The following is a 20,786-nucleotide window of genomic DNA, read 5'->3' on the forward strand; positions in this document are numbered from 1 at the left end:
GATGAAAGGAGAAGGGAAACCGGTTCACCTGCACGATAACTACAGCCAGAATTAAATTGCTATGACATCTTTCAGACAATAACAGACCATCAGCAAATGCAAAATCGCACCCCCTGAGACGAAGAAATGGAAAATCTCGTGAAACCCAAAAAAACGCGGCATAGGATTTGGCCATTTAAAACCGTAGATTACTGCACCCACGGTATACAGTACACCGCCTGCGGTAAGGAGAATGAGACCGGTTTGGGGCATGGTTCGCACCAGGGTTGCAATGGGAACCAGAACAATCCAGCCCATAATAAGATAAATCAGGGTCCCGATATAGCGTGGGGCATTAATGAAATAGAACTTAAAAAGAGTACCCGCAATGACAAGTCCCCACTGAGCGCCAAGAATAGACCACTTCATAGGGCCCTCGAGGTAAAAAAAGCAGATCGGCGTATAGGTCCCGGCGATAAGACAAAAAATTGCCATGTGGTCAAATTTTCTCCACAGGCTCCTGTCATTTTCTGCTCTTTTATTGGCGTGATACAAAAAACTGGCGCTAAACAGAAAAATTGCGGAAAGTCCATAAACAATGGAAGCAACCTGCATTGCAAGATTTCCTGATCCAATAATGGCAAGAAGAAGCGTTCCAGCAACAAAGACCGGAATTGTAGCCGCATGGGAGTAGGCTGAAATTTTTTCAGAACGAAGAATAGCCATTATTGTTCTACCTGAAGAACTCCCTGCAGGACAAGACGCTCAATCTCAGCCTCAGTCATACCTGTTTTCTGTAAAAGCTCCAGGGTCCCTTCCCCGACCCCTGGCGGCTGATGCCGAATACCAAAAGAGCTGCCGTCAAGGCGAAGCGGAATTTTTGGAAGCTTCGCCATTTGACCGGCAGGAGTTTTCACCAGACAAAGGGAGTCCGATTCATTCATGTGAACATCATCTTTGAGATCCACCGGCTGATTCACCGGTCCAAAAGGGATCCCTGCCTGCTCAGCCTTATCCATCAGTTCCGTTTGAGAAAGCAGTGATAATCGTCTCGTCAGTTCAGGCAGCAACCACTCCCGCGCCTCTATGCGCAACTGGTTTGTGGCAAGCTCCTGATTATCCTGCCAGTCTGAAAAATCGAAAACCCGGCAGAATCTTGACCAGTGTCGATCTGAGGTTATACCGATAAAGACCTCTTTGTTATCTGCTGTGGTAAAAAGATCATACACCGCCCAGGACCTTCCCCGCTCCGGCATGGGTTGAGGCGCCTCCCCGGTAACAGCTGCAACCGCCATATGCTGGCCAACCAGAAAGGCGACAGATTCATAGAGCCCTGCCTGAACAAAGGTACCTTTCCCGGACGTTTTTCTCTCATAGAGAGCCGCCAGGATTCCTATCACACCAAAACTGCCACCAAAAATATCGGTCACAGAAGCGCCAGCCCTGAGCGGCCTGCCTGAAGGCCCGGTCATATAGGCAAGGCCTCCCATCATCTGTACCACCTCATCGAGAGCAAACCTTTTTTCATAGGGCCCTGGCATAAAACCCTTCAGGGAACAGTAGATAAGACCAGGGTTCATCTTCTTGCAACTATCGTAGTCCACCCCAAGCCGCTCCACAGTACCGGGACCAAAATTCTCGATCACAACATCGGCCACCTGAACAAGTTGATAAAATACATCCCGACCCTGATCGGATTTTAAGTCTATGGAAATACTTTTTTTATTCCTGTTTAAAAAGGTGAAAAAACCAGAACCAAAGTTTTTCAGCCAACGGGTGTCATCACCGCTGCCAGTGGGTTCAACCTTGTAGACGTCTGCGCCCAGATCGCCCAGAACCAGACCGCAGGTGGGGCCCATGACCATATGACCAAGCTCCAGTACAGTTACTCCTCTCAAGGGTAAATCTTTCTCAACTGCCATAACAAACCATAATTATTCATAATGCATAGAAGTCCCGATCAAGCCAGAATCACGGAACCCTACACGGTAAAGACATAACTATAGGCACAGGAAGAACGACAATCAAAAAAAAGAGTGACCACACTATGAGATTGGAGAAAGATGACCGGCTGTCGTTACATAATTCACACAGGTATTTCCATCATTACAATGAGATACACACAAAAAGACAATTGAATTCCGAAAAAAATTCACCCACTGTTACCGCTTTTCATGGGAAAGATACACTTTGTATAGTATAGATGCATTTCTTGTACACTCAGGCTCTACCATTTCCTTTTCGAAGGGTGCATACGCTGTTGAAATAGGCGTACAACGTAAGATATCAGGTCAATATTATGAAAAAAGAACAAAAAAGAATTCTCGTCACCGGCGGTGCTGGCTTCCTTGGCTCACATTTATGCAAACGATTGCTTGAAGAATCCTGTGAGGTTCTCTGTCTTGACAACTATTTCACCGGCTCAAAAGACAATATTGTTGACCTGATTGGACATCCCTATTTCGAGCTAATACGCCACGACATCACCTTCCCGCTCTATCTGGAAATTGATGAAATATATAATCTTGCCTGCCCAGCATCGCCTATTCATTACCAGCATGACCCGGTCCAGACCCTCAAGACAAGTGTGCACGGAGCAATCAACATGCTCGGTCTGGCCAAAAGAGTAAAAGCCAAAATCTTCCAGGCCTCCACCAGTGAAGTCTATGGCGACCCTGCTATCCATCCGCAACCGGAGTCCTACTGGGGAAATGTAAATCCAATCGGAATCAGATCCTGCTACGACGAAGGTAAACGCTGCGCTGAAACCCTCTTTTTTGATTATCATCGCCAGCACAGGGTCAATATAAGGGTGGGTCGACTGTTCAACACCTATGGCCCGAACATGCACCCCAATGATGGCCGTGTCGTTTCTAATTTCATCATTCAGGCCCTGCAGAATAAACCCATTACCATTTATGGGGACGGAGAACAGACCCGTTCTTTTTGCTATGTGGATGATCTCATTGAACTGATGATCCGCTTCATGTCTGCCGGCGACGATTTTATCGGCCCGATGAACATGGGAAATCCCGGAGAGTTCACGATTAAAGAACTGGCTGAACGTATTATTACCATGTCAAACTCAAAGTCACAGCTCACCTTTGTCGACCTGCCCCAGGATGACCCCAAACAGAGAAAGCCTGAGATCAGCCTTGCCCAGCAAAAACTGGACTGGACCCCTAAGGTCAAGCTCGAAGATGGTCTGGTGAAAACCATTGAATACTTCGACAATCTGCTCAAAAACCGCGCCGGTCAGTAACCTATGCAAAAGCCAGGCAGCCCAGTAAAAATAATTCTGATGACAGGAGAGGATCGGGCACAGCACAGCACCTTTCCAACATGGGCTGTCCGGAAAACTGAAAACCCAACGATACCCTCCAGCAGCTGTTTTCCAGCCAACTGACCACCTCCCCTGAAAAAATAATAAATAAACCATACGGGTATATCCGTTTTACCCAGAAAACATGAAACGCTATTCTCCTGAAAACGACACGACAATCCATGATCTTATCATTGTCGGTGGTGGTATATATGGGGCCTCAATGGCCTACACCTCAGCATTAAACGGTATCAGTCCTGTTTTACTTGAACAGGATGATTTCTGCGAACACACCTCCGCCAATTCTCAAAAGGTTATCCATGGAGGACTGCGCTATCTGCAGACCCTTGATATAAAACGTGTCGTGGAATCCATCCGGGAAAAACAACGTTTTTACCATCTGTTTCCCCATCAGGTAAAACCTCTGCCGTGCCTGCTGCCCACCAGTGGCTATACCATGAAAGGTAATGAGGCCTTTCGCCTTGCTTTTTTAATGTATGGCACGATCGAAAAACTGGTCTGTGGAAACAAATTAACCAAAAACCTCAATAAACGCCCGGAGATCCTCTCCAGACAAGAAGTTGCCAGACGCTTTCCACACATGGCAGAAGAAAACATCCGTGGTGGCGCACTCTGGTATGATGGCATCTGTCTTGAACCAGAACGGGTTGTCATCGGCCTTTTACAGAGTGCAGCCAAACTTGGTGGGAAAATCGCCAACCAGATGAAGGTGGTAAAGATCAAGAGAAGGACAAGGGATCACCTTGCCGTCTTTGTCGAGGACAAACTCGAAAAGAAAACCTTTTGTCTGCTGACGAAAAAAATAGCCCTCTGCACCGGCTCCTGGTTTCAGGATGATCTTGAACTGCGGCCACTGCCTGTCGAGCTGCAAAAACTCTCGCTGATCAGGGGATTGAACGTCATAGTGCCCTCCCTGTTTAACTCTGCCACCTCTTTTGCCACAAAAGTTCGCAACGCCAAAGGAGATGGCTCCAGGTTCCTGTTTATCGTCCCCTGGAAAAACTATTCCATTGAAGGTACCCACTGGGAAGATTGTCCTGACCCCTCAAAACCCTGGGAAGCCAAAGACAGCACCGTACAAGAGTTTCACCTGACAACCCAGAAAGCACTCAGGGAGGAAAACAATCAGGTATCCATCCAATCAACCCATGTCGGCTATGTTCCCGGCACAACCGATGGCAAACCCATGGCCTCCGACCGCATCCTTGGTCATTATAAAATTGTCGATCGGGAAGAAAATAGTCCAGGTGATGTTATTCAGGTGGTAGGGGTGAAATTCACCACCGCCTTTGATGTGGTTTTAAAGGCTTTGCAACATCTTTTCCCGAGCAGAAAAGTCAAAGATGTTCTTTCTTTCAGCAATCTACCCTACGGCAGCCCGGCAGAGGACAGCAATCAACTTTTTCGACTCTACCGGACTCGATACCTGGGTGTTTTAAATCATCAGCAGTGCAAAATAGCCTTCCAACTTTTTGGCAATGCTCTTCCTTATGTGATACAGTTCTACCTGACTTCTCTGATCGAGAAAGGGCAACCGATCTCAGACCATGCATTCTATACAGGCCTTACCCGATACTGTGTTGACCATGAAATGACCTTCCACCTGGATGATCTCATCTACCGCAGGCTTTTCCCAGACAGCCCATGCCCCCCAGATCCAGAACTGTTGACCACTATTTCTGATGAAATGGCCAGATTATTACTCTGGACCCCCGGGCAATTGGAGCAGGAAACATCGCAGCTCAGCAGGTAATGAGTTCAATACATACTAAAAAATAAGTCAAATTTGGATATACAATAACAAATACAGTGCTTAAAATTAATGATCAAAACAATATAGGAAGTTTGCAATGAAAGAAATCCTCGTCGTTGGAGGAGCTGGCTACATCGGCTCCCACATGTGCAAGTATCTCCACAAAAACGGCATGACCCCGGTAGTCCTTGACAACCTCAGCTACGGACATCGTCAGGCTGTCCAATGGGGTCCCTTCTACGAGGGGGAAATGGCGGACACAGCCCTCCTCAAAAAGATCTTCTCAGAACACAGGATTGAAGCGGTCATGCATTTTGCAGCGTTTTGCTACGTGGGAGAATCCATGCAGCTGCCGCTGAAGTATTACCAGAATAATATCGCTGCCACCCTGACCCTGCTGACCGAGATGGTGGAGCACAATATTCTCAACTTCATCTTCTCGTCCACCTGTGCGACCTACGGAGAGCCGGAGCAACTTCCGTTACTTGAGGATTTTCCGCAAAACCCGATCAATCCCTACGGGCGCTCCAAACTGATGATGGAACAGATACTGGGCGATCTCGACCACGCCCACAATTTAAAATCCGTCTGCTTGAGATATTTCAATGCGGCCGGTGCTGATTCTGAGGGTGAGATCGGTGAAGATCATGATCCCGAGACCCACCTCATCCCACTGGTCCTGCAAACGGCACTGGGACAACGGGAAAAACTGACTATTTTCGGTTCCGATTATCCCACCCAGGATGGAACCTGTATCAGAGATTATATTCACATAGAGGACCTGGCGCAGGCCCACCACCTCTCATTGCTCCATCTCCTTGCAGGCGGGGCAAGCAAGAAGTACAATCTTGGCAACGGTAACGGCTATTCCATTCTTGATGTCATTAAAACCGCTGAAGCAGTGACGAAGAAAACGATACCACACAGCTATGCAGAACGGCGGCCCGGTGATCCGGCAGCACTCGTGGGATCAGCTGAGCTGATCATCCGGGAACTTGGTTGGAAACCGCAATTCAATTCTCTTGAAAGTATCCTCCAAACTGCGTGGAACTGGCATTCTAATCACCCAGACGGATTTAAAGATGCATAGCACACTAACAAGAATTACATGGACACTGACAACAAACAAATGAAGATATTAAAACTTAGTCCTCACCCGTTTTTTATTAACAGAGGGACTCCCATTGACGCCTTCCTCATTCTTCAGGCTCTCTCAGAAAGAAACGACACCGATGTCGATATCATTGCATACCCGGAAGGAGAAGATATTGATCTGCCCAACGTGCAACTGTATCGGGTCCCTTTTTGCGGTTATGTCAAAAATGTCCGCCCCGGATTCTCACTGAAGAAACTGTATATCGATTTCTTTATGTTTTTTTACACCTGGAAAATGGTGCATAAAAACAAATACTCCATCATCCACGCCGGCGAAGAGGCCGTCTTTATGGCAATGATGATGAAGTTGATATACAAAATTCCATATATCTACGACATCGACTCCTCCATCGCCCAGCAGATGGTCGAAAAAAATCCACGCTTAAAACCATTAGCAAAAATATTTAACTGGTTTGAGGCGCACGCCATGAAAGGTGCTCTGGCAAACGCTCCGGTCTGCCACGCGCTGCGGGAACTGTGCGAGCAAAATGAATCGTCCAAAACCATCACCCTCCATGATATCTCTCAGCTGAAAAATCCCGACATGGAACCGACGGGACTGATCAGAAACGAGATCAAATCCGATGGCCTGATCTTGCTGTATTGCGGCAACCTCGAAGAATACCAGGGAGTTGACCTGCTTATTGAGAGTTTTCCTTACGTTGTGAAAGAAAAGGTCGAGGTTGAACTCGTCATTATTGGTGGTGTTCCAGAGGATATTGAGCGTTACAAACAAAAAGCAACCGATCTGGGCGTAGAGAAAAATATCCATTTTCTCGGCCCCCGCCCCTTTGATCAACTCGACGCGTATCTTGCAGATGCCGACATTCTTGTGGCTCCACGGGTGAGAGGCGTGAATACCCCCATGAAGATTTTTCCTTATCTCCACTCAGGGAAACCGGTCCTGCTGACAAAGCTCTACACCCACACCCAGATCGTCACCGAAAACGAAGCCTACCTGGCTGAGGCCAAACCCAAAGCATTTGGTGCGGGCATTATAGAGCTTGCCAAAAATGCAAAATTACGCTTGAAACTCGGTAGGAATGGCCGCGCCTTTGTAGAAAAGGACCATGTTTACGCAGCCCATAAACGAAGGGTGGACGAGTTGTACGACTGGGCGAAATCACGATTGTGTAAAGTCTGATAAAACATTCTACAACTAAAGGCAGGCTCCAGAAAAAGCACGATGTATCAGGTGCAGCATTCTAGCAGCCGATTCGCTCGTACCAACATGGGGGACAGTGAATTGGCGCCTACGAGCTACAACGATACGGAGGAAGCTTTTCAGGAGCCCAACAAATTTGAATAACCCGACAAAAGTTCAATGACAAATACTATCCCAACCGGCACAAAAGTACTCGTAACAGGGGCCACCGGCTTTACCGGCACGGTTCTGGTTAAAAAATTGGTGGCCCAGGGCCTCCAGGTCAACGCCATAGCAAGAGCCACCTCGAACATAACCCCTTTTGACGGCATGCCCGTCACCTGGTTTCGTGGCGAGGTGTACGATGAAAGCACCGTACAGGTCGCAATGAAAGATGTGGACTATGTTTTTCATGTCGCCGCCGCCTTTCGAGAGGCAAAAAGTACCGAGCAGGACTATAGAAATGTTCATCTGGTTTCCACCCAGCTCATTGTCCAGGAAGCTCTGAAAAACCCAGGCTTCAAACGCCTTGTCCACGTCTCTACCATGGGAGTGCATGGCCATATCCCCAATCCTCCGGGGGATGAGAACTCGCCCTTTAGCCCCGGCGACGGATACCAGCGAACAAAAGTTGAGGCAGAGGACTGGCTGAGGGAGTTTACCAGCACCACCCCTTTCCCTTTTAGCATTATCCGCCCCTGTGCCATCTACGGACCGGGTGAAAAGCGCTTACTGAAGCTCTATAAAATGGCGGTGGCAAAGGTCTTTCCTATTTTGGGAAAAGGCAAATGCTGGTACCACCTTGTCCATGTAGACGATCTGACCAATGCCATTATCCTTGCTGCAACCGCAGAAAAAGCCCTTGGTGAGGCGTTTATTATCGGAGCCACAGAACCCATCCGTCTGGAAGATATGGCCGCCATCATCGCAAAAGAGTACAATACCAGACTCAGGATTCTGAGACTTCCCATTGGCCCATTTTTCCTCTTGGGTGACATCTGCGAAGCCCTCTGCAGACCTTTTAAAATTGAACCTCCAATCTATCGCCGAAGAGTCGCCTTTTATTCAAAGGACAGAAACTTTTCCACCAGGAAAATGCAGGATGTGCTGGGGTACACCCCGATCTGGAGCAATGAAGCGGGCATCATAGAGTCTGCCCGCTGGTACAGAGAAAATAACTGGCTGCAAATCCCTCAAGCCAGCTGAGGTCCGCAACCACCAAGGGCCTTATACACCCCCGCAACAGAGGAAATACTTTTCAACTTTCCTTGCGGGTATAAGTATCTTGGAAAACACCATCAATAATTACTTCGCATCCCATGACAGACACACAGAGCCACAACAAGCAGGATATGGAAAAAGAGGTTCTTTCAAAGCAGCTGTACCAGGGGGGCAACCCTCTCACCCGCTACCGGGAGAAAGTGCTGGGCCGTAATTCCAGCTTTTTCCAACTGATCGTCTTCGAGACCTCCCAGCTTTTATTAACGAACCTTGGTGGCGGTCTCGGCTATCTGCTGAGAAAACTCTCCCTCTCCTCACTCTTTCAATCCTGCGGCCGTGGCTTCATATTAGGCAGGGGGATCATTCTTCGTAATCCAGGCAATATCAGTGTTGGCGACAACGTTGCCATTGATGACCACACTCTGCTGGATGGCGGCACCGGGCCGGAAAGTATCATGTCTATCGGTGACCGCACAGTCATCAGCAAGGGCTCCGTCATCCAGGCAAAACATGGTCCGCTGCTCATAGGGGATGAATGCGATATCGGGGCCCATGTCATCCTCACCAGCATCAGCAAGATAATCCTTGAGAACAACGTCCTCATCGCAGGAAACTGTTATATTGGTGGCGCCCGCTACAACCTCGATGATCTCGACAAACCTATCATGTACCAGGGAATTTATTCCCGCGGTCCTATAACTGTCGGAGCCAACACCTGGATCGGGGCCTCGGCCACCATTCTTGATGGAGTGACCATCGGCAAAGGTTGCGTTATTGGTGCGGGATCGGTGGTGACAAAAGATCTGCCCGATTATGCCATCGCTGTAGGCAGTCCTGCCAGGATTATCGGCAGTCGAAAAAAGAACGCAGACCCGGCATAAAACAATATCCTGTCCGTCTTTGGTAGCCATTGCCGTGTTTTTTATATTGGCAACCATCCGATAACACAGTATTGATGAGCTATGGGAGACTGGTGCTTCTTTAGCAAAATAAAATTTCAGTCTCTCGATTCACCTGCTTGATTCTTCTATAATTGTGCCATAGTATTAAACACATGCAGACACAGGTAGCCGTGTAGCATGTCAGTTTACGTGACAGCTGTTTCAGAAGTGAGAAATATGACACCGAGGTGAAATATGACAGAATTTATTTTCAGCACTCTCGAAGCTATCGGCTTCGCCCACCCGCTCCACCCTGCCCTCACTCACATTCCAATGGGTATGGTCATCGGCTGTTTCTTTTTTGGTCTGGTTGCCTTTGTCACCAGAAAAGCTGTATTTTTAAAAACTTCCCTGCACTGTTCCGTACTCGCCCTCATCTTTATTATTCCTACGATATTTGCCGGTTACCTGGACTGGCAGCAGTTTTTCGGTGGAACCATGAGCATCTTCATAACCATAAAGATAGTTCTGGCTATTGTCCTGACTCTCTTGCTTGCATACTCTATCCGGGAAAATATTCAGGGCGCAGGCGTTGGCAAGATGTTTTTGCTCTACACTCTCTGTCTTGCATGTGCCGGCGGTCTCGGTTTTTCCGGTGGAGAAATCATATACGGCGGATGAAAATACAACCAATTTCTACACTAACAACTTAAAGGAGAAAATTTATGTTCAAGAGGACCTTTGCTACCACCGCAGCCGTACTATTTGCGTTGTTAACCTGTATGGTGCTTCCAGCCCAGAGTGTTGAGTATCAGCATAGTATTACCGCTGACAAAATGACTTTTGACTGGAGTGTGGAAGGCGATCAACTTGCGGTCAAACTTTCTGCCCCAACAAAAGGCTGGGTAGCAGTAGGTTTTAATCCATCCTCAAAGATGAAAGATGCAAACATCATCATCGGTTATGTAAAGGATGGTAAGGTTAAAATTGAAGACGATTTTGGTATGGCCGCAACCCAGCACAAGATGGATGACAAAGTCGGCGGTAAAGACAACGTCACCGTTGTTGGCGGCACCGAGGAAGGTGATACGACAACGATTGAATTTTCTATTCCACTGAACTCCGGGGATGAAAAGGACGGGGTTATCGATCCGGCAGCAGACACCACAGTCATTCTTGGTTACGGTGGCGACAGAGACTCTTTCAGGATGAAACACGTTTTTAATGCTACCATCGTTGTTAATCTCAGCACTGGTGCTCAGAAATAGTAATGGTTCGACGTGTTCGACTCTACCTCATCCCTCTTCTGCTCCTGTTACTTTCAGGAACCACAGGAGGGATGATCTATGCCCAGGATGGGGCGGTAGAAGTCGAGCAACCCACAGGAGTTGTTGAAAAAGGGGGAGATTTTCTTCCCCTTGATGCAGTTTTTCAAAACGAAAAAGGCGAAGACGTAACGCTTGGGCAGCTCATCGACAAGCCGACTCTGGTGCTGCCTGTATACTTTAACTGCCCGCGGGTATGCTCCTTTGATATGGCGAACCTGGCGATGGCAATGCAGCAGACATCTCTTGACAGCAACTCTTTTAATATAATAACGTTCAGCTTTGATCATACGGAAACACCCAAAGACGCCGACAAGGCAAAGAGAAATTACACCCACATGCTCAAAGGTGAATTCTCAACAGCTTCATGGCATTTCCTCACTGGCGACACGCATAATATCCAGCAGGTCACAGAGAGTATCGGATACACCTTCAAGCCTTCGGGGGACGGCTTATTCATCCACCCTTCTGCCCTTGTCGCTGTAGGCCGAGACGGTAAAATAATCAAGTATGTGTACGGTGCATTTCTTCCAGGAGATGTAGACCTGGCAATTGCCGAAGCCGAAAAAGGCACGCCAACCACATCAATTCGTCGCTTTCTGGCTTATTGCCTGAGCGGCGACCCGGAGCGAAATCGCAGCATTTTCAGGATCATGAAAATATCTGTTATGGTACTGATTGGTGTTGGTGGTTTTTTCCTCGTACGCACACTCAGAAAAGACCGTCAGTAACCGTTTAAAAATGGATAGAATGGAAAACTCATCATGTCTGATGTAAAATCATTTTTCGATACCCCGGCCCCGGCGCACCTTACCGGAATCAAAGCGTGGCTGCTCACCCACGATCATAAACGGCTTGCCATTATGTACCTCTGGGCTGTTATGTTCTGGTTTACCGTGGCCATCATCCTCGGACTTCTTATTCGCATAGAGCTGATGTCCATAGGACCGACGATCATGGGGGCAAAACTGTATAACTCTGCCTTCACCCTGCACGGGGTGATCATGATCTTCCTCTTTATTATCCCTGCAATACCAGCTATTTTTGGTAATTTTATCCTGCCCATCCAACTGGGAGCTGATGATGTTTTCTTTCCAAGGCTGAACCTCCTGTCCTGGTACCTGTATATGCTTGGCGGTCTGCTGGCCATTGTTTCACTCTTCACGGGGGGCGGTTTTCCTGATACCGGCTGGACCTTTTATGTCCCCTTTAGTGTGACGACCAACCATAGCGTCCCGCTTACCTTGACGGCCGCATTCATCCTTGGGATGTCTTCCATGCTGACCGGCCTCAACTTTATTACCACCGTGCACAGGATGAGAGTAAAAGAGATGGGCTGGATGCAGATCCCTCTTTTTACCTGGTCCCTCTACGCCACAGGCTGGGTTCAGTTACTGGCAACACCCGTGATTTCAATCACCCTGCTCCTCGTCATCTTTGAACGGGCCTTTGGTATCGGACTCTTTGACCCCGACAAGGGCGGCGATCCGGTTCTCTACCAGCATCTGTTCTGGATGTATTCTCACCCTGTCGTGTATGTGATGATACTGCCCGGTATGGGTATCATCTCCGAGGTGATTCCAACATTTTCCAGAAAGGCAATTTTCGGATACAAGGCTATTGTCTGGTCCTCTATGGGAATCGCAGTTGCCGGATCCCTCGTCTGGGCCCACCACATGTATACCAGTGGAATAAGTGACACAGCGGTTTTTATTTTCTCCCTGCTCACCTATCTTGTGGCCATCCCGACGGCAATCAAAGTGTTTTCCTGGGTTGCCACCCTGTACAAGGCATCGATCGAGATGACACCGCCTCTACTTTACGCCCTGATATTCATCTACCTGTTTACCGTCGGCGGTTTGACGGGCCTGGTCATAGGCGCAGCGGGTACCAATATCCATGTGCATGACACCCAGTTTATCGTAGCCCACTTCCATTTCACCATGTTTGGTGGTGCCGGTTTTGCTTTTTTTGCCGGACTGCACTTCTGGTGGCCGAAAATGTTTGGGGTTATGTATAATATCAAAAAAGCCTACATCGCAGCGACTCTCATTACAGTCGGTTTCATGTTCCATTATGTTCCGATGTTCGTCCTTGGAATGATGGGTATGCCACGCCGTTACTTCGATTATCTGCCCCAGTTCGCTCAGGGAAATGCCCTTGCCGGCATAGGCGGGATCATTATGGTTATCGGCCTCCTGCTAATGTTGTACAACCTGGTCATGAGTCTTAGAGAAAAAGTGGTCGCCCCCGAAAATCCATGGGGTGGGGTTACCCTTGAATGGTCTGTTCCCTCTCCTCCACCAGTACACAACTTTGTGACGGCACCGTCTGTCAAAGATTATCCTTACGATTTTTCTGAGGTGTTAAAAAAGGCCGCTCAATCATGAATAAACCTATAGACTTCATCGGAATCCGCCTGGGAATGTGGCTATTCCTCTATTCCGAAATTATTTTATTTGGCGGGATGTTTGTTCTTTACGCCGCATATTTCCATGCCTACCCCACAGACTTTGTTGAAGGTGGGAGGCAACTCAACAGGGTGATCGGTGCGATTAACACCATCATTCTGCTCCTGAGCAGTTTTACCGTGGCGGCCTCCATCACGGCTATACGCCTTGGCTCAAAAAAGCTTTCGCTGTCGCTGATCGGCTTTTCCTTTATCTGTGGTATTGTCTTTCTCATTAATAAGTATTTTGAGTGGGGCGCCAAGTTCCACCACGACATCTATCCCAATTCAGAGACACTGATTAACGGTCCACCGGGGCAAAACATCTTCTTTGGTCTCTACTATGTGATCACCGGGCTGCATGGTCTGCATGTCATTATCGGCATGACCCTGCTCGCCATCAGCTTTGTGCTGGTTGCCAGCAACAAGATTCATGCCGAGCGCTTTGCCATGCTGGAAAACTCGGGGCTCTACTGGCATCTGGTGGATCTTATCTGGATCTTTGTCTTCCCCTTATTTTATCTGGTTCTGTAAGAGAGAGAAACTGTTATGAGTAAAGATTCTAGTATCCAACATATGATGAGCTATAAGCAACTGGCACTTGTCCTGATCAGCCTGCTTATCCTCACAGGAGTCACCGTAGGGGTAAGCTATGTTCACATGGGCATCTTCAACGTTCCCATTGCCCTTGGCATCGCCTGCTTTAAGGTCAGCCTGGTTCTGTTATTTTTCATGCATCTGAAATATGAAAGCATAGCGATAAAAGTATCATTTCTCAGTACTGTCGGTTTTCTGGCTATAATGATCAGTTTCACATTCTGGGATGTCGCGTATCGGTAGTGAGATAACCACATTATTTTAACGTAACTCTTTTTGCTCAATACTCAGATAGCTATGGGAAATGTTCGACCAAGCTATCAAAGGGGATAAAATATGGACCCAGTCTTAGGGGTGGATCGTGCCTTTTGGTACATTTTTGGAGTATCTCTTATTCTGCTTATTGGAATAACAGCGGTGATGATCTATTTTGTCGTCCGGTACAGGCGAAGCAAAAACCCGGTTCCATCCGACATACGGGGCGACTGGAAGCTCGAATTAATCTGGAGCATCATTCCCACATTCATTGCCCTTTCAATGTTCTGGATTGGCTGGTCGTCGTATACCGGGCTGCGCAACGTTCCTGATGACGCCATCGAAGTAGAAGTTCTGGGCCAGATGTTTTCCTGGATCTTTATCTACGACAATGACAAAGAAACAGAAAATGAACTGGTGGTACCGGTTAACACCCCTGTCAAGCTGAACATAGAGTCCCTTGATGTGATCCATAGCTTCTTTATCCCTGCCTTTCGAGTGAAAGTGGATGCGGTAAAAGGGCTGCCAACCTACCTGACTTTTACACCAAAGGAGGAAGGAGAATTTGACATCTTCTGTGCAGAATATTGCGGCACAGACCACTCCTACATGACGGCAAAGCTCAGGGTGGTTCCCAATGAAGAGTATGAAGAATGGCTTGAAGAGGAAGAATAAGAATCTTTGCATTGGAACAAGGCGAGCAATTGGTAGATTTTCTTTCTCTTCATCTGCAAATTTGACAGGCCAAGATAGTGTGCGAATCAATGCGCATTCAGAACTGCCTTTCTGCAGGCAATTCTTGATGTAACAAAGAAGAGTACACTATGTCGACCTGCCCGAAGGGTGAAATGATTTGCATCCCTTCTCCCATTAAGTCTCTCAATTCCCTTCTCCATGCACAACAAACTACTCACCCAACTCAAATTATTCCATCAAACAGCGAAAGTACCGCTTGTCGCAATGGTCGCCTGTTCCGCAGCCTTCGGCTATCTTCTGGCCAGACCTGCATTCTCCAGTGATTTTTTGCTGAATTTTTTCGGCGTATTTTTCCTTGCCTGCGGAGCTGCATCTTTTAACTCCGTGCAGGAAAAAGAAGCTGATGCATCCTACATAAGGACCCGAAACCGCCCCGTTGCAAGTGGTCTCATCTCCAGAAAAGCAGCTTCCATCTTTGCCGTTGTCAATTGTCTGCTTGGGCTTATCCTGCTCTATCTCTGCGCTGGTAACCTCCTGCCAATGGCACTTGGCCTGGTCGCCCTGGTCACGTACAACCTGATCTATACCCCGCTCAAACAGGTCTCGGAGTTTGCCCTCATTCCAGGCGGAATCGTTGGAGCTATCCCGCCATACATAGGCTGGACCTCTGCAGGCGGCGCCTCTTTTGCGCCGCTCATCTGGGCAGTAATGGCACTGTTTTTCCTCTGGCAGCCGCCCCACTTCTGCCTCATCCTTCTTCAATACGCGGAAGACTATAGACAAAAAGGCGATTTCACCAACCTTATCACCCGCTTTTCCGTGTCACGGGTCAAGAAAATCATCGCCATCTGGCTGCTCTCATTTTTAACCATTGTTCTTTCTCTTACCGTTATACCCGGCTTTTTATCCCATACTGGCCGACTGATCCTTGCAACCGGTGCGCCTGTTTTTATCACTGGCTTTCTGCTCTATCTCTTTTTAAACAGCAATCCGCGTTACAAAATACTTTTTGTCTCACTCAACAGCTTTCTCTTTGGTATCATGACTCTTCTGGCTTTCTCTTCGTTTATGATAAATGAATAGACACCTCGAACACACATTGGAGTTCTGTCTCTCTTGACATTTTGTAATCGATCGGATACATATTCTATATGCTAACAGTTAAAACGCTTCCAGAATTTGACTCCTGGCTTGATGGCCTTAAAGACCGCATGACCCGTCTCAGATTGAGCCGCCGCCTTGACAAGGCACAGCGCGGTAATCTTGGTGATGTTAAGTCTGTTGGTGACGGCATATTTGAGATGAGAGAATACTTTGGCCCTGGCTGGCGAATGTATTACGTCAAGCGTGGAGATACCTTAATCGTGATGCTTGGAGGCGGAGATAAGAGCTCTCAAGTAGCAGACATTGCCAAAGCCAAACAACTCGGAACTATGCTAGAGGATTGAATTATGCCCAAAAAAATAAGTATTGCTGATCTGCCAGATTTTGATATGGCTAAACAACTGAGCAGTGAAGAAGACATCGCCGCCTATGTGACTATGGTTATTGAAGATGGAGACGCTGCCGAGCTTGCTCATGCACTGGGTGTTGCCGCTAAGGCACGCGGAATGAGTGAAATTGCTCAAGCCTCGGGTCTTACCAGAGAGGCGTTATACAAAGCGCTCAAGCCCAATGCCAAGCCACGCTTTGACACTATCAACCGGGTATGTGCCGCCCTCGGTGTTCGTTTGGTGGCAAAACCTGTCCACACACGATGAGCAAATATTTCTAACGCGGGCTGATGCCCGCAACGCATGGCTGGTTCTCCTTTAATTGTAGCATATGACTGCGTTGAGTTAGTTCTTGTCGAACATGCTATGTATAGCATAAAACTCGGGAGGTGAACCAACCTTCTCATTTTACCTTACCTCCGAAGATAAAATTCTGAACATACCGATGAAGTTGGGCAAATTGGCAATTTTTCAAGATGGCCATAAATGAATAGACACCTCAAAGCCAAGGTGGTTAAGTAGAAATGACACGTTTACATATACCTACTAACAAGCCTGTTTTACCCATTAATCCTATGATGTATCGCAATAATCACATCCCGACACCTAACGTAAAACTCAAGCAGCAAAACGCTTTAATATTTCTTTTGCTCTGTCTGCTTCTTGCACTTAGCGCCTGCAAAGGCAGCAATGACGAGAAGTTCAGGGTATACGGAGAAGTAAGCCACCCCTTCAGCTTCCATAATCAGGATAACGAGGTCGTTACCGAAGCAATTATACAGGACAAGGTCTACGTGACCGATTTCTTCTTTACAACCTGTCCCACAATCTGCCCCCTCATGAAAAGACAAATGTTCCGGATTTACGAGGCGTTCCCTGATACTCCGGATCTGCTGCTCGTATCCCACACCGTCGACCCGGAAACCGATACCGTCGAAGTGCTCCATAACTATGCAGAGGGTCTCGGCATCGAAGCAAAAAGATGGCAGTTGTTGACCGGTCCCCAGGAAGAGATCTTTGCCATAGCCAAAAACAACTATATGCTTGGCGCGCTCAAAGATGAAAACAGCCCGGGCGGCTATATCCATAGCGGCTCTTTTGTTTTGGTGGACAAGAATAAAAAAATCCGTGGCTATTATGACGGTACGGACGCTAAGGAAGTGGACCGACTCATTTCAGACCTGAAGGTGTTTATTGATGAAAAGTAATATAACCTCCCTTTGCCTTATGGCCCTGCTCAGTCTTGTAACCATACTCACCTGCAGTACCTTAACCTGGTCTGCTGAACCCTTGAGCCCAGAGCAGCTTTACACGGCCAACTGTGCCAGATGCCATGGCCATGAGGGCGAAGGCTTTTTAAAAGTCTACCCGCCCATCCATAATTCCAGATTTTTAAAAGAAGACGTCTCCCACCTGCCCTGCATCATCCGCAATGGCCTAAGAGGTGAGATAACTGTAGGCGACACCACCTTCAACCAGATCATGCCAGCCATGACCAGGGTCACCACGGAGGAGATGACTGCAATTATCGGCTTCATGCAACAGAAATGGAACCACCCGACAACAGAACTACAGGTTGAACAGTGGTTGAGCCAATGTAACAGCCAGTAATGGCAATTATCGTAAACAACGTCTAAAAAACACCGAAATGATTGAAAAACCCCTATTAAAATGGAGCGCTATTTTCATCTGCTTCATCTGCCTGATCGCCACGATCCAGACAGCAACAGCAATTTACTATTCCCACGCTGAAGTCCAGCTTGAACCGGCTGACCTGGTTGTTGTTTTTCCTGGTGACAATGAGCGAATTACAGCAGGGCTTGACTTGGTAAAAAAAGGTTTTGCTCAACATTTTATGCTTATAGGTTCAAGTATACATTCCGATGAAAAGCTATTCTGATTACCCCCATTCTTCAGCACGTTTTAATTTATACTGAGGTAGAGGTTCGGTTTTAATCGCCTGCTTAATCAAAATCTCAATCATGGATCCCATATTAAACCTGTTATTAAATCGAAAATTGAATTCAGCTAAATATCTAGGCAAGTGTTCGGAACTTACGGAATGATATGTACCGTGAATAGACCTTTTGACATTGCCAATCATGGTATTGACCCAATGAAAAAACTTGTTGTCAGGATCTTCATATATCCCAGCAGTGTTGATTGAATGATGAAGATCCACTACATGGCAAATACTAGAAAATGACCTAAAGCCATCTGTAACTACGACACAATTATCGTCGAGGCGCCTTAAAGCCCATCTCTCAATTTCATTGGAGGTAAATGCTTTAACTTTACTCATCCGCATGTGAATTGGGTGACCATTATCGTTATGGGAGACTGCTGCGAGAAATGGTATTTTACCAGATGCTCCGCGACCTCATTTTCCACTTTTTTTACCACCCCAGTACACATCATCAAGCTCAACAAGGTTATCAAGACGTAGAGAATCATCAGAACTCTTCATGACATGCTGAATTTTTTGCTTCAACCTGAAGGCCGCATTTACAGAAATTCCAAGTAGCCTTCTCAAATGGAGAGCCGATAAGCCATCTTTAGATTGAGTTATGAAGTAGATAGCCAGAAACCAAGTAGTAAGGGGAAGTTTAGCCCGAATATCTCATTAAATTGAACAAAAAAGGCCACAATTGTTGTATAATTAGCGTGATATCAAGACGTTAATAATATCAACAAAGGTGACCTTATGAAAACAGAGTGTACAAAAGAATATGGTTCATTTCAAGCCTTAGGTAGAGCTTCCTCAGAAAAGTGGCTATCCGTCCATCAAAAAATTGAGGGCAACCAGCAGAAGTGATTCAGTTTCCATAGTGGACGAGCCCAGTCATGCTTAATCAACAAACACCACTCTGAGAAAAGCGTTTTTTTTATTTTTTTATCCAAATTTTCCCATAGAACCTTCAGGTTCATTACCAGGAAAATACTATTGATCCAGGCTTCAGAGGTTTTCTGAAGCCTAGCCCGAATATAGTTTAATCGGTACCCATTCTTGCCTTGGCCGAATTTGCCTTCGATTGGTATTCTCTCCCGACTGTCCTGCATACGTTGCGATTTGATTTGCTTGAGGCGATCTCTATTTTCAATCGTCTGTTTGGGTGGGCGTCCCAAAGCCTTTCCACCGAATCGAATCCCGTTTTCCTTGAGGTACCTTCTGTTGTCCTGTGTTCCATACAACTGATCAGCAAGAACCACTTCCGGGTAATAGCCGTATCTTCGACGATATTCCTCGACTTGCTGCTTCAAGTCCTTGCTCTCATTAAAGGCATCCCAGCCGAGATGATCTACAAAAGCTAAACCATCGGTCATGCTGATATTGATCTTGGCACCAAATTCTGTACTCTTGCTTGCCTTGCCACGTACTATAGGGCGAACATGGGGTTGTGATATGGATACGATCCGATCATCACAACGCCTCTGCTTACTTCTGTACATCCCGTCTTGTTGATTGTAGAGATGCTGAATGATCCAATACTTCCGCTGCAACTTGTACTCCAAAGGAAACGGCGTACTTCCAAGATGATCAAGCAAGCAAGAAATATGCTTCAGGTTTCTTCTCAAGAATTGGAGTTGCTCTCGAAGGCCACGACGCCTCAAATTCAAGCCTGGTTTTTTGTTTTTCGCCAGGTTCAAATACAGCTTTCTCGCTTTTTTACGATAAGTCCGAGGTTTCTTTGAATAGTCGCTCAATGCGTACAGCTCATCGATCAGCTGCTCAGAGATTTCTCTGGCTTCATTGAGCAAATTCAAGTCCGTCGGATATCGAATTGCCTGCTCAGCAACGGTGGCATCAACCAGCAACTTACCTTTATTCACAACTGGCTTGATACTTGTCTTTCCACCAATACCAATTTTCTCAAGAATTACCTGCTCAAATGAGCTAAAAACCTCTTGGCCCATCCGTTTACGAATATCCACAAACAAACTAGGTGCAAATGGTGGTTCATCCTTGTAGCTAGAAAAGCCAATGAAGTACTGGAGATACGGATTCTCCTGGATTTGCAGGACTGTTTCTTCATCGCTCAGTGTCAGTTTGTGCTTGATAATAATAGCTCCGATCACAATCCTGGCATCTTTACTTGGTCGACCGTATCGATCACTCATGGGTTTGTAGTAACCGACAGCAAGGTCATCCCAGGGAATAATTTCGCTCCACTTCACCCACCTGTTGTCAGGATTCAGCTTGCCGCCAAATGGCAGGGTGAATCCGTCGAGCGTGAGCTGCTTGCTGCTCCTGTATCGAATCATGTGCACGCCTTTTTCGGGGTTATCTTATTAAGTCATGCACATTATACTATTATAACAATATTTATTCACCTAATTACAGACTCTTAGGGCTTTCTGAGTTGAATCTAGGTAGACGAGAAATCGTTGCAGATTTTAATGGCGGGACTATCACTTCTGACGGAGGGGCGTTGTTGTTACGAGAAGTGGAACAGCGGACAAACATTCTCCACCGTTTTTCGCAATGCTTCACCGA

The 20,786-nt window shown here is 47.0% G+C and carries 22 protein-coding genes and 2 pseudogenes; 20 read left to right on the forward strand and 4 right to left on the reverse strand.

The window, feature by feature from the left end:
- Positions 1-51: 51 nt before the first annotated feature.
- Positions 52-705: a hemolysin III family protein gene (locus FCL48_RS20950; protein ID WP_136875327.1), complete on the reverse strand. Its 654-nt coding sequence runs from the start codon at positions 703-705 to the stop codon at positions 52-54.
- A complete protein-coding gene (locus tag FCL48_RS20955; protein WP_136875328.1) occupies positions 705-1,901 on the reverse strand; it encodes a CaiB/BaiF CoA-transferase family protein in 1,197 nt (398 codons plus the stop codon). The genes FCL48_RS20950 and FCL48_RS20955 overlap by 1 nt, the downstream gene beginning before the upstream one ends.
- Before the next feature lie 377 nt (positions 1,902-2,278).
- Between FCL48_RS20955 and FCL48_RS20960 the strand changes: the two genes are divergently transcribed.
- The 19 genes from FCL48_RS20960 (at position 2,279) to FCL48_RS21050 (ending at position 18,191) form a co-directional block, all read left to right on the forward strand.
- Positions 2,279-3,241 (forward strand): UDP-glucuronic acid decarboxylase family protein, encoded by a 963-nt coding sequence (locus FCL48_RS20960; RefSeq protein WP_136875330.1) that lies wholly within the window; start codon positions 2,279-2,281, stop codon positions 3,239-3,241.
- 205 nt (positions 3,242-3,446) lie between these two features.
- On the forward strand, positions 3,447-5,075 hold the full coding sequence (locus FCL48_RS20965) for an FAD-dependent oxidoreductase (protein WP_136875332.1): 1,629 nt from the start codon (positions 3,447-3,449) through the stop codon (positions 5,073-5,075).
- Between the two features lie 97 nt (positions 5,076-5,172).
- The gene (gene galE, locus FCL48_RS20970) at positions 5,173-6,165 is read left to right on the forward strand and encodes a UDP-glucose 4-epimerase GalE (RefSeq protein WP_136875334.1); all 993 of its coding nucleotides are present in this window, start codon (positions 5,173-5,175) and stop codon (positions 6,163-6,165) included.
- A gap of 39 nt (positions 6,166-6,204) precedes the next feature.
- Positions 6,205-7,374, forward strand: a complete 1,170-nt coding sequence (locus FCL48_RS20975; protein ID WP_169309309.1) for a glycosyltransferase family 4 protein — start codon at positions 6,205-6,207, stop codon at positions 7,372-7,374.
- A 180-nt stretch (positions 7,375-7,554) separates the two neighbouring features.
- Positions 7,555-8,580 (forward strand): NAD(P)-dependent oxidoreductase, encoded by a 1,026-nt coding sequence (locus tag FCL48_RS20980; protein ID WP_136875338.1) that lies wholly within the window; start codon positions 7,555-7,557, stop codon positions 8,578-8,580.
- Between the two features lie 113 nt (positions 8,581-8,693).
- Positions 8,694-9,476: an acyltransferase gene (locus FCL48_RS25555; RefSeq protein ID WP_240744911.1), complete on the forward strand. Its 783-nt coding sequence runs from the start codon at positions 8,694-8,696 to the stop codon at positions 9,474-9,476.
- Between the two features lie 255 nt (positions 9,477-9,731).
- The gene (locus FCL48_RS20990) at positions 9,732-10,157 is read left to right on the forward strand and encodes a DUF2231 domain-containing protein (RefSeq protein WP_136875340.1); all 426 of its coding nucleotides are present in this window, start codon (positions 9,732-9,734) and stop codon (positions 10,155-10,157) included.
- 44 nt (positions 10,158-10,201) lie between these two features.
- Positions 10,202-10,744, forward strand: a complete 543-nt coding sequence (locus FCL48_RS20995) for a DOMON domain-containing protein (RefSeq protein WP_136875342.1) — start codon at positions 10,202-10,204, stop codon at positions 10,742-10,744.
- Positions 10,745-10,746: 2 nt separating this feature from the next.
- Positions 10,747-11,532, forward strand: a complete 786-nt coding sequence (locus FCL48_RS21000; RefSeq protein ID WP_136875344.1) for an SCO family protein — start codon at positions 10,747-10,749, stop codon at positions 11,530-11,532.
- Between the two features lie 33 nt (positions 11,533-11,565).
- On the forward strand, positions 11,566-13,191 hold the full coding sequence (locus FCL48_RS21005) for a cbb3-type cytochrome c oxidase subunit I (protein WP_136875346.1): 1,626 nt from the start codon (positions 11,566-11,568) through the stop codon (positions 13,189-13,191).
- Positions 13,188-13,784 carry a cytochrome c oxidase subunit 3 family protein gene (locus FCL48_RS21010; protein ID WP_136875347.1) on the forward strand — a complete coding sequence of 199 codons (597 nt, stop codon included), beginning with the start codon at positions 13,188-13,190 and terminating at the stop codon, positions 13,782-13,784. Before FCL48_RS21005 ends, FCL48_RS21010 begins: the two co-directional genes overlap by 4 nt.
- Positions 13,785-13,799: 15 nt before the next feature.
- Positions 13,800-14,090, forward strand: a complete 291-nt coding sequence (locus FCL48_RS21015) for a cytochrome C oxidase subunit IV family protein (protein WP_136875349.1) — start codon at positions 13,800-13,802, stop codon at positions 14,088-14,090.
- A gap of 93 nt (positions 14,091-14,183) precedes the next feature.
- On the forward strand, positions 14,184-14,777 hold the full coding sequence (gene coxB, locus FCL48_RS21020; RefSeq protein WP_136875351.1) for a cytochrome c oxidase subunit II: 594 nt from the start codon (positions 14,184-14,186) through the stop codon (positions 14,775-14,777).
- A gap of 219 nt (positions 14,778-14,996) precedes the next feature.
- Positions 14,997-15,881: a protoheme IX farnesyltransferase gene (locus FCL48_RS21025; RefSeq protein ID WP_136875353.1), complete on the forward strand. Its 885-nt coding sequence runs from the start codon at positions 14,997-14,999 to the stop codon at positions 15,879-15,881.
- A gap of 68 nt (positions 15,882-15,949) precedes the next feature.
- Positions 15,950-16,246 (forward strand): type II toxin-antitoxin system RelE/ParE family toxin, encoded by a 297-nt coding sequence (locus FCL48_RS21030; protein WP_136875355.1) that lies wholly within the window; start codon positions 15,950-15,952, stop codon positions 16,244-16,246.
- Between the two features lie 3 nt (positions 16,247-16,249).
- Complete coding sequence (locus FCL48_RS21035) at positions 16,250-16,558, forward strand: addiction module antidote protein (RefSeq protein ID WP_136875357.1); 309 nt, start codon at positions 16,250-16,252, stop codon at positions 16,556-16,558.
- 257 nt (positions 16,559-16,815) lie between these two features.
- Complete coding sequence (locus FCL48_RS21040; RefSeq protein WP_205747791.1) at positions 16,816-17,499, forward strand: SCO family protein; 684 nt, start codon at positions 16,816-16,818, stop codon at positions 17,497-17,499.
- The gene (locus tag FCL48_RS21045) at positions 17,489-17,902 is read left to right on the forward strand and encodes a c-type cytochrome (protein WP_136875359.1); all 414 of its coding nucleotides are present in this window, start codon (positions 17,489-17,491) and stop codon (positions 17,900-17,902) included. The genes FCL48_RS21040 and FCL48_RS21045 overlap by 11 nt, the downstream gene beginning before the upstream one ends.
- 37 nt (positions 17,903-17,939) lie before the next feature.
- Positions 17,940-18,191, forward strand: coding sequence for a hypothetical protein (locus FCL48_RS21050; protein WP_136875361.1), 252 nt, complete (start codon positions 17,940-17,942; stop codon positions 18,189-18,191).
- On the opposite strand, the pseudogene FCL48_RS25980 reads toward FCL48_RS21050, so the two are convergent.
- Both FCL48_RS25980 and FCL48_RS21060 read right to left on the reverse strand, forming a co-directional pair.
- Positions 18,192-18,659, reverse strand: a pseudogene (locus FCL48_RS25980) (IS1595 family transposase); the annotation flags it as partial. It lies immediately after the preceding gene.
- 541 nt (positions 18,660-19,200) lie between these two features.
- Positions 19,201-20,554, reverse strand: a pseudogene (locus FCL48_RS21060) (IS5 family transposase); the annotation flags it as partial.
- A 98-nt stretch (positions 20,555-20,652) separates the two neighbouring features.
- Here FCL48_RS21060 and FCL48_RS25560 point away from each other — a divergent pair.
- The coding region (locus FCL48_RS25560; protein ID WP_169309310.1) for a transposase at positions 20,653-20,786 on the forward strand (134 nt) is incomplete at its 3' end.

This window comes from Desulforhopalus sp. IMCC35007 (assembly GCF_005116575.1).
In the GTDB taxonomy this organism is placed as follows: Bacteria; Desulfobacterota; Desulfobulbia; order Desulfobulbales; family Desulfocapsaceae; genus Desulforhopalus_A.

Bases quoted from the DNA above. Each gene is read 5' to 3' on its own strand.
- FCL48_RS20950 (WP_136875327.1), bottom strand. From the start codon at position 705: ATGGCTATTCTTCGTTCTGAAAAAATTTCAGCCTACTCCCATGCGGCT.
- FCL48_RS20955 (WP_136875328.1), bottom strand. From the start codon at position 1,901: ATGGCAGTTGAGAAAGATTTACCCTTGAGAGGAGTAACTGTACTGGAG.
- FCL48_RS20960 (WP_136875330.1), top strand. From the start codon at position 2,279: ATGAAAAAAGAACAAAAAAGAATTCTCGTCACCGGCGGTGCTGGCTTC.
- FCL48_RS20965 (WP_136875332.1), top strand. From the start codon at position 3,447: ATGAAACGCTATTCTCCTGAAAACGACACGACAATCCATGATCTTATC.
- galE (WP_136875334.1), top strand. From the start codon at position 5,173: ATGAAAGAAATCCTCGTCGTTGGAGGAGCTGGCTACATCGGCTCCCAC.
- FCL48_RS20975 (WP_169309309.1), top strand. From the start codon at position 6,205: ATGAAGATATTAAAACTTAGTCCTCACCCGTTTTTTATTAACAGAGGG.
- FCL48_RS20980 (WP_136875338.1), top strand. From the start codon at position 7,555: ATGACAAATACTATCCCAACCGGCACAAAAGTACTCGTAACAGGGGCC.
- FCL48_RS25555 (WP_240744911.1), top strand. From the start codon at position 8,694: ATGACAGACACACAGAGCCACAACAAGCAGGATATGGAAAAAGAGGTT.
- FCL48_RS20990 (WP_136875340.1), top strand. From the start codon at position 9,732: ATGACAGAATTTATTTTCAGCACTCTCGAAGCTATCGGCTTCGCCCAC.
- FCL48_RS20995 (WP_136875342.1), top strand. From the start codon at position 10,202: ATGTTCAAGAGGACCTTTGCTACCACCGCAGCCGTACTATTTGCGTTG.
- FCL48_RS21000 (WP_136875344.1), top strand. From the start codon at position 10,747: ATGGTTCGACGTGTTCGACTCTACCTCATCCCTCTTCTGCTCCTGTTA.
- FCL48_RS21005 (WP_136875346.1), top strand. From the start codon at position 11,566: ATGTCTGATGTAAAATCATTTTTCGATACCCCGGCCCCGGCGCACCTT.
- FCL48_RS21010 (WP_136875347.1), top strand. From the start codon at position 13,188: ATGAATAAACCTATAGACTTCATCGGAATCCGCCTGGGAATGTGGCTA.
- FCL48_RS21015 (WP_136875349.1), top strand. From the start codon at position 13,800: ATGAGTAAAGATTCTAGTATCCAACATATGATGAGCTATAAGCAACTG.
- coxB (WP_136875351.1), top strand. From the start codon at position 14,184: ATGGACCCAGTCTTAGGGGTGGATCGTGCCTTTTGGTACATTTTTGGA.
- FCL48_RS21025 (WP_136875353.1), top strand. From the start codon at position 14,997: ATGCACAACAAACTACTCACCCAACTCAAATTATTCCATCAAACAGCG.
- FCL48_RS21030 (WP_136875355.1), top strand. From the start codon at position 15,950: ATGCTAACAGTTAAAACGCTTCCAGAATTTGACTCCTGGCTTGATGGC.
- FCL48_RS21035 (WP_136875357.1), top strand. From the start codon at position 16,250: ATGCCCAAAAAAATAAGTATTGCTGATCTGCCAGATTTTGATATGGCT.
- FCL48_RS21040 (WP_205747791.1), top strand. From the start codon at position 16,816: ATGACACGTTTACATATACCTACTAACAAGCCTGTTTTACCCATTAAT.
- FCL48_RS21045 (WP_136875359.1), top strand. From the start codon at position 17,489: ATGAAAAGTAATATAACCTCCCTTTGCCTTATGGCCCTGCTCAGTCTT.
- FCL48_RS21050 (WP_136875361.1), top strand. From the start codon at position 17,940: ATGATTGAAAAACCCCTATTAAAATGGAGCGCTATTTTCATCTGCTTC.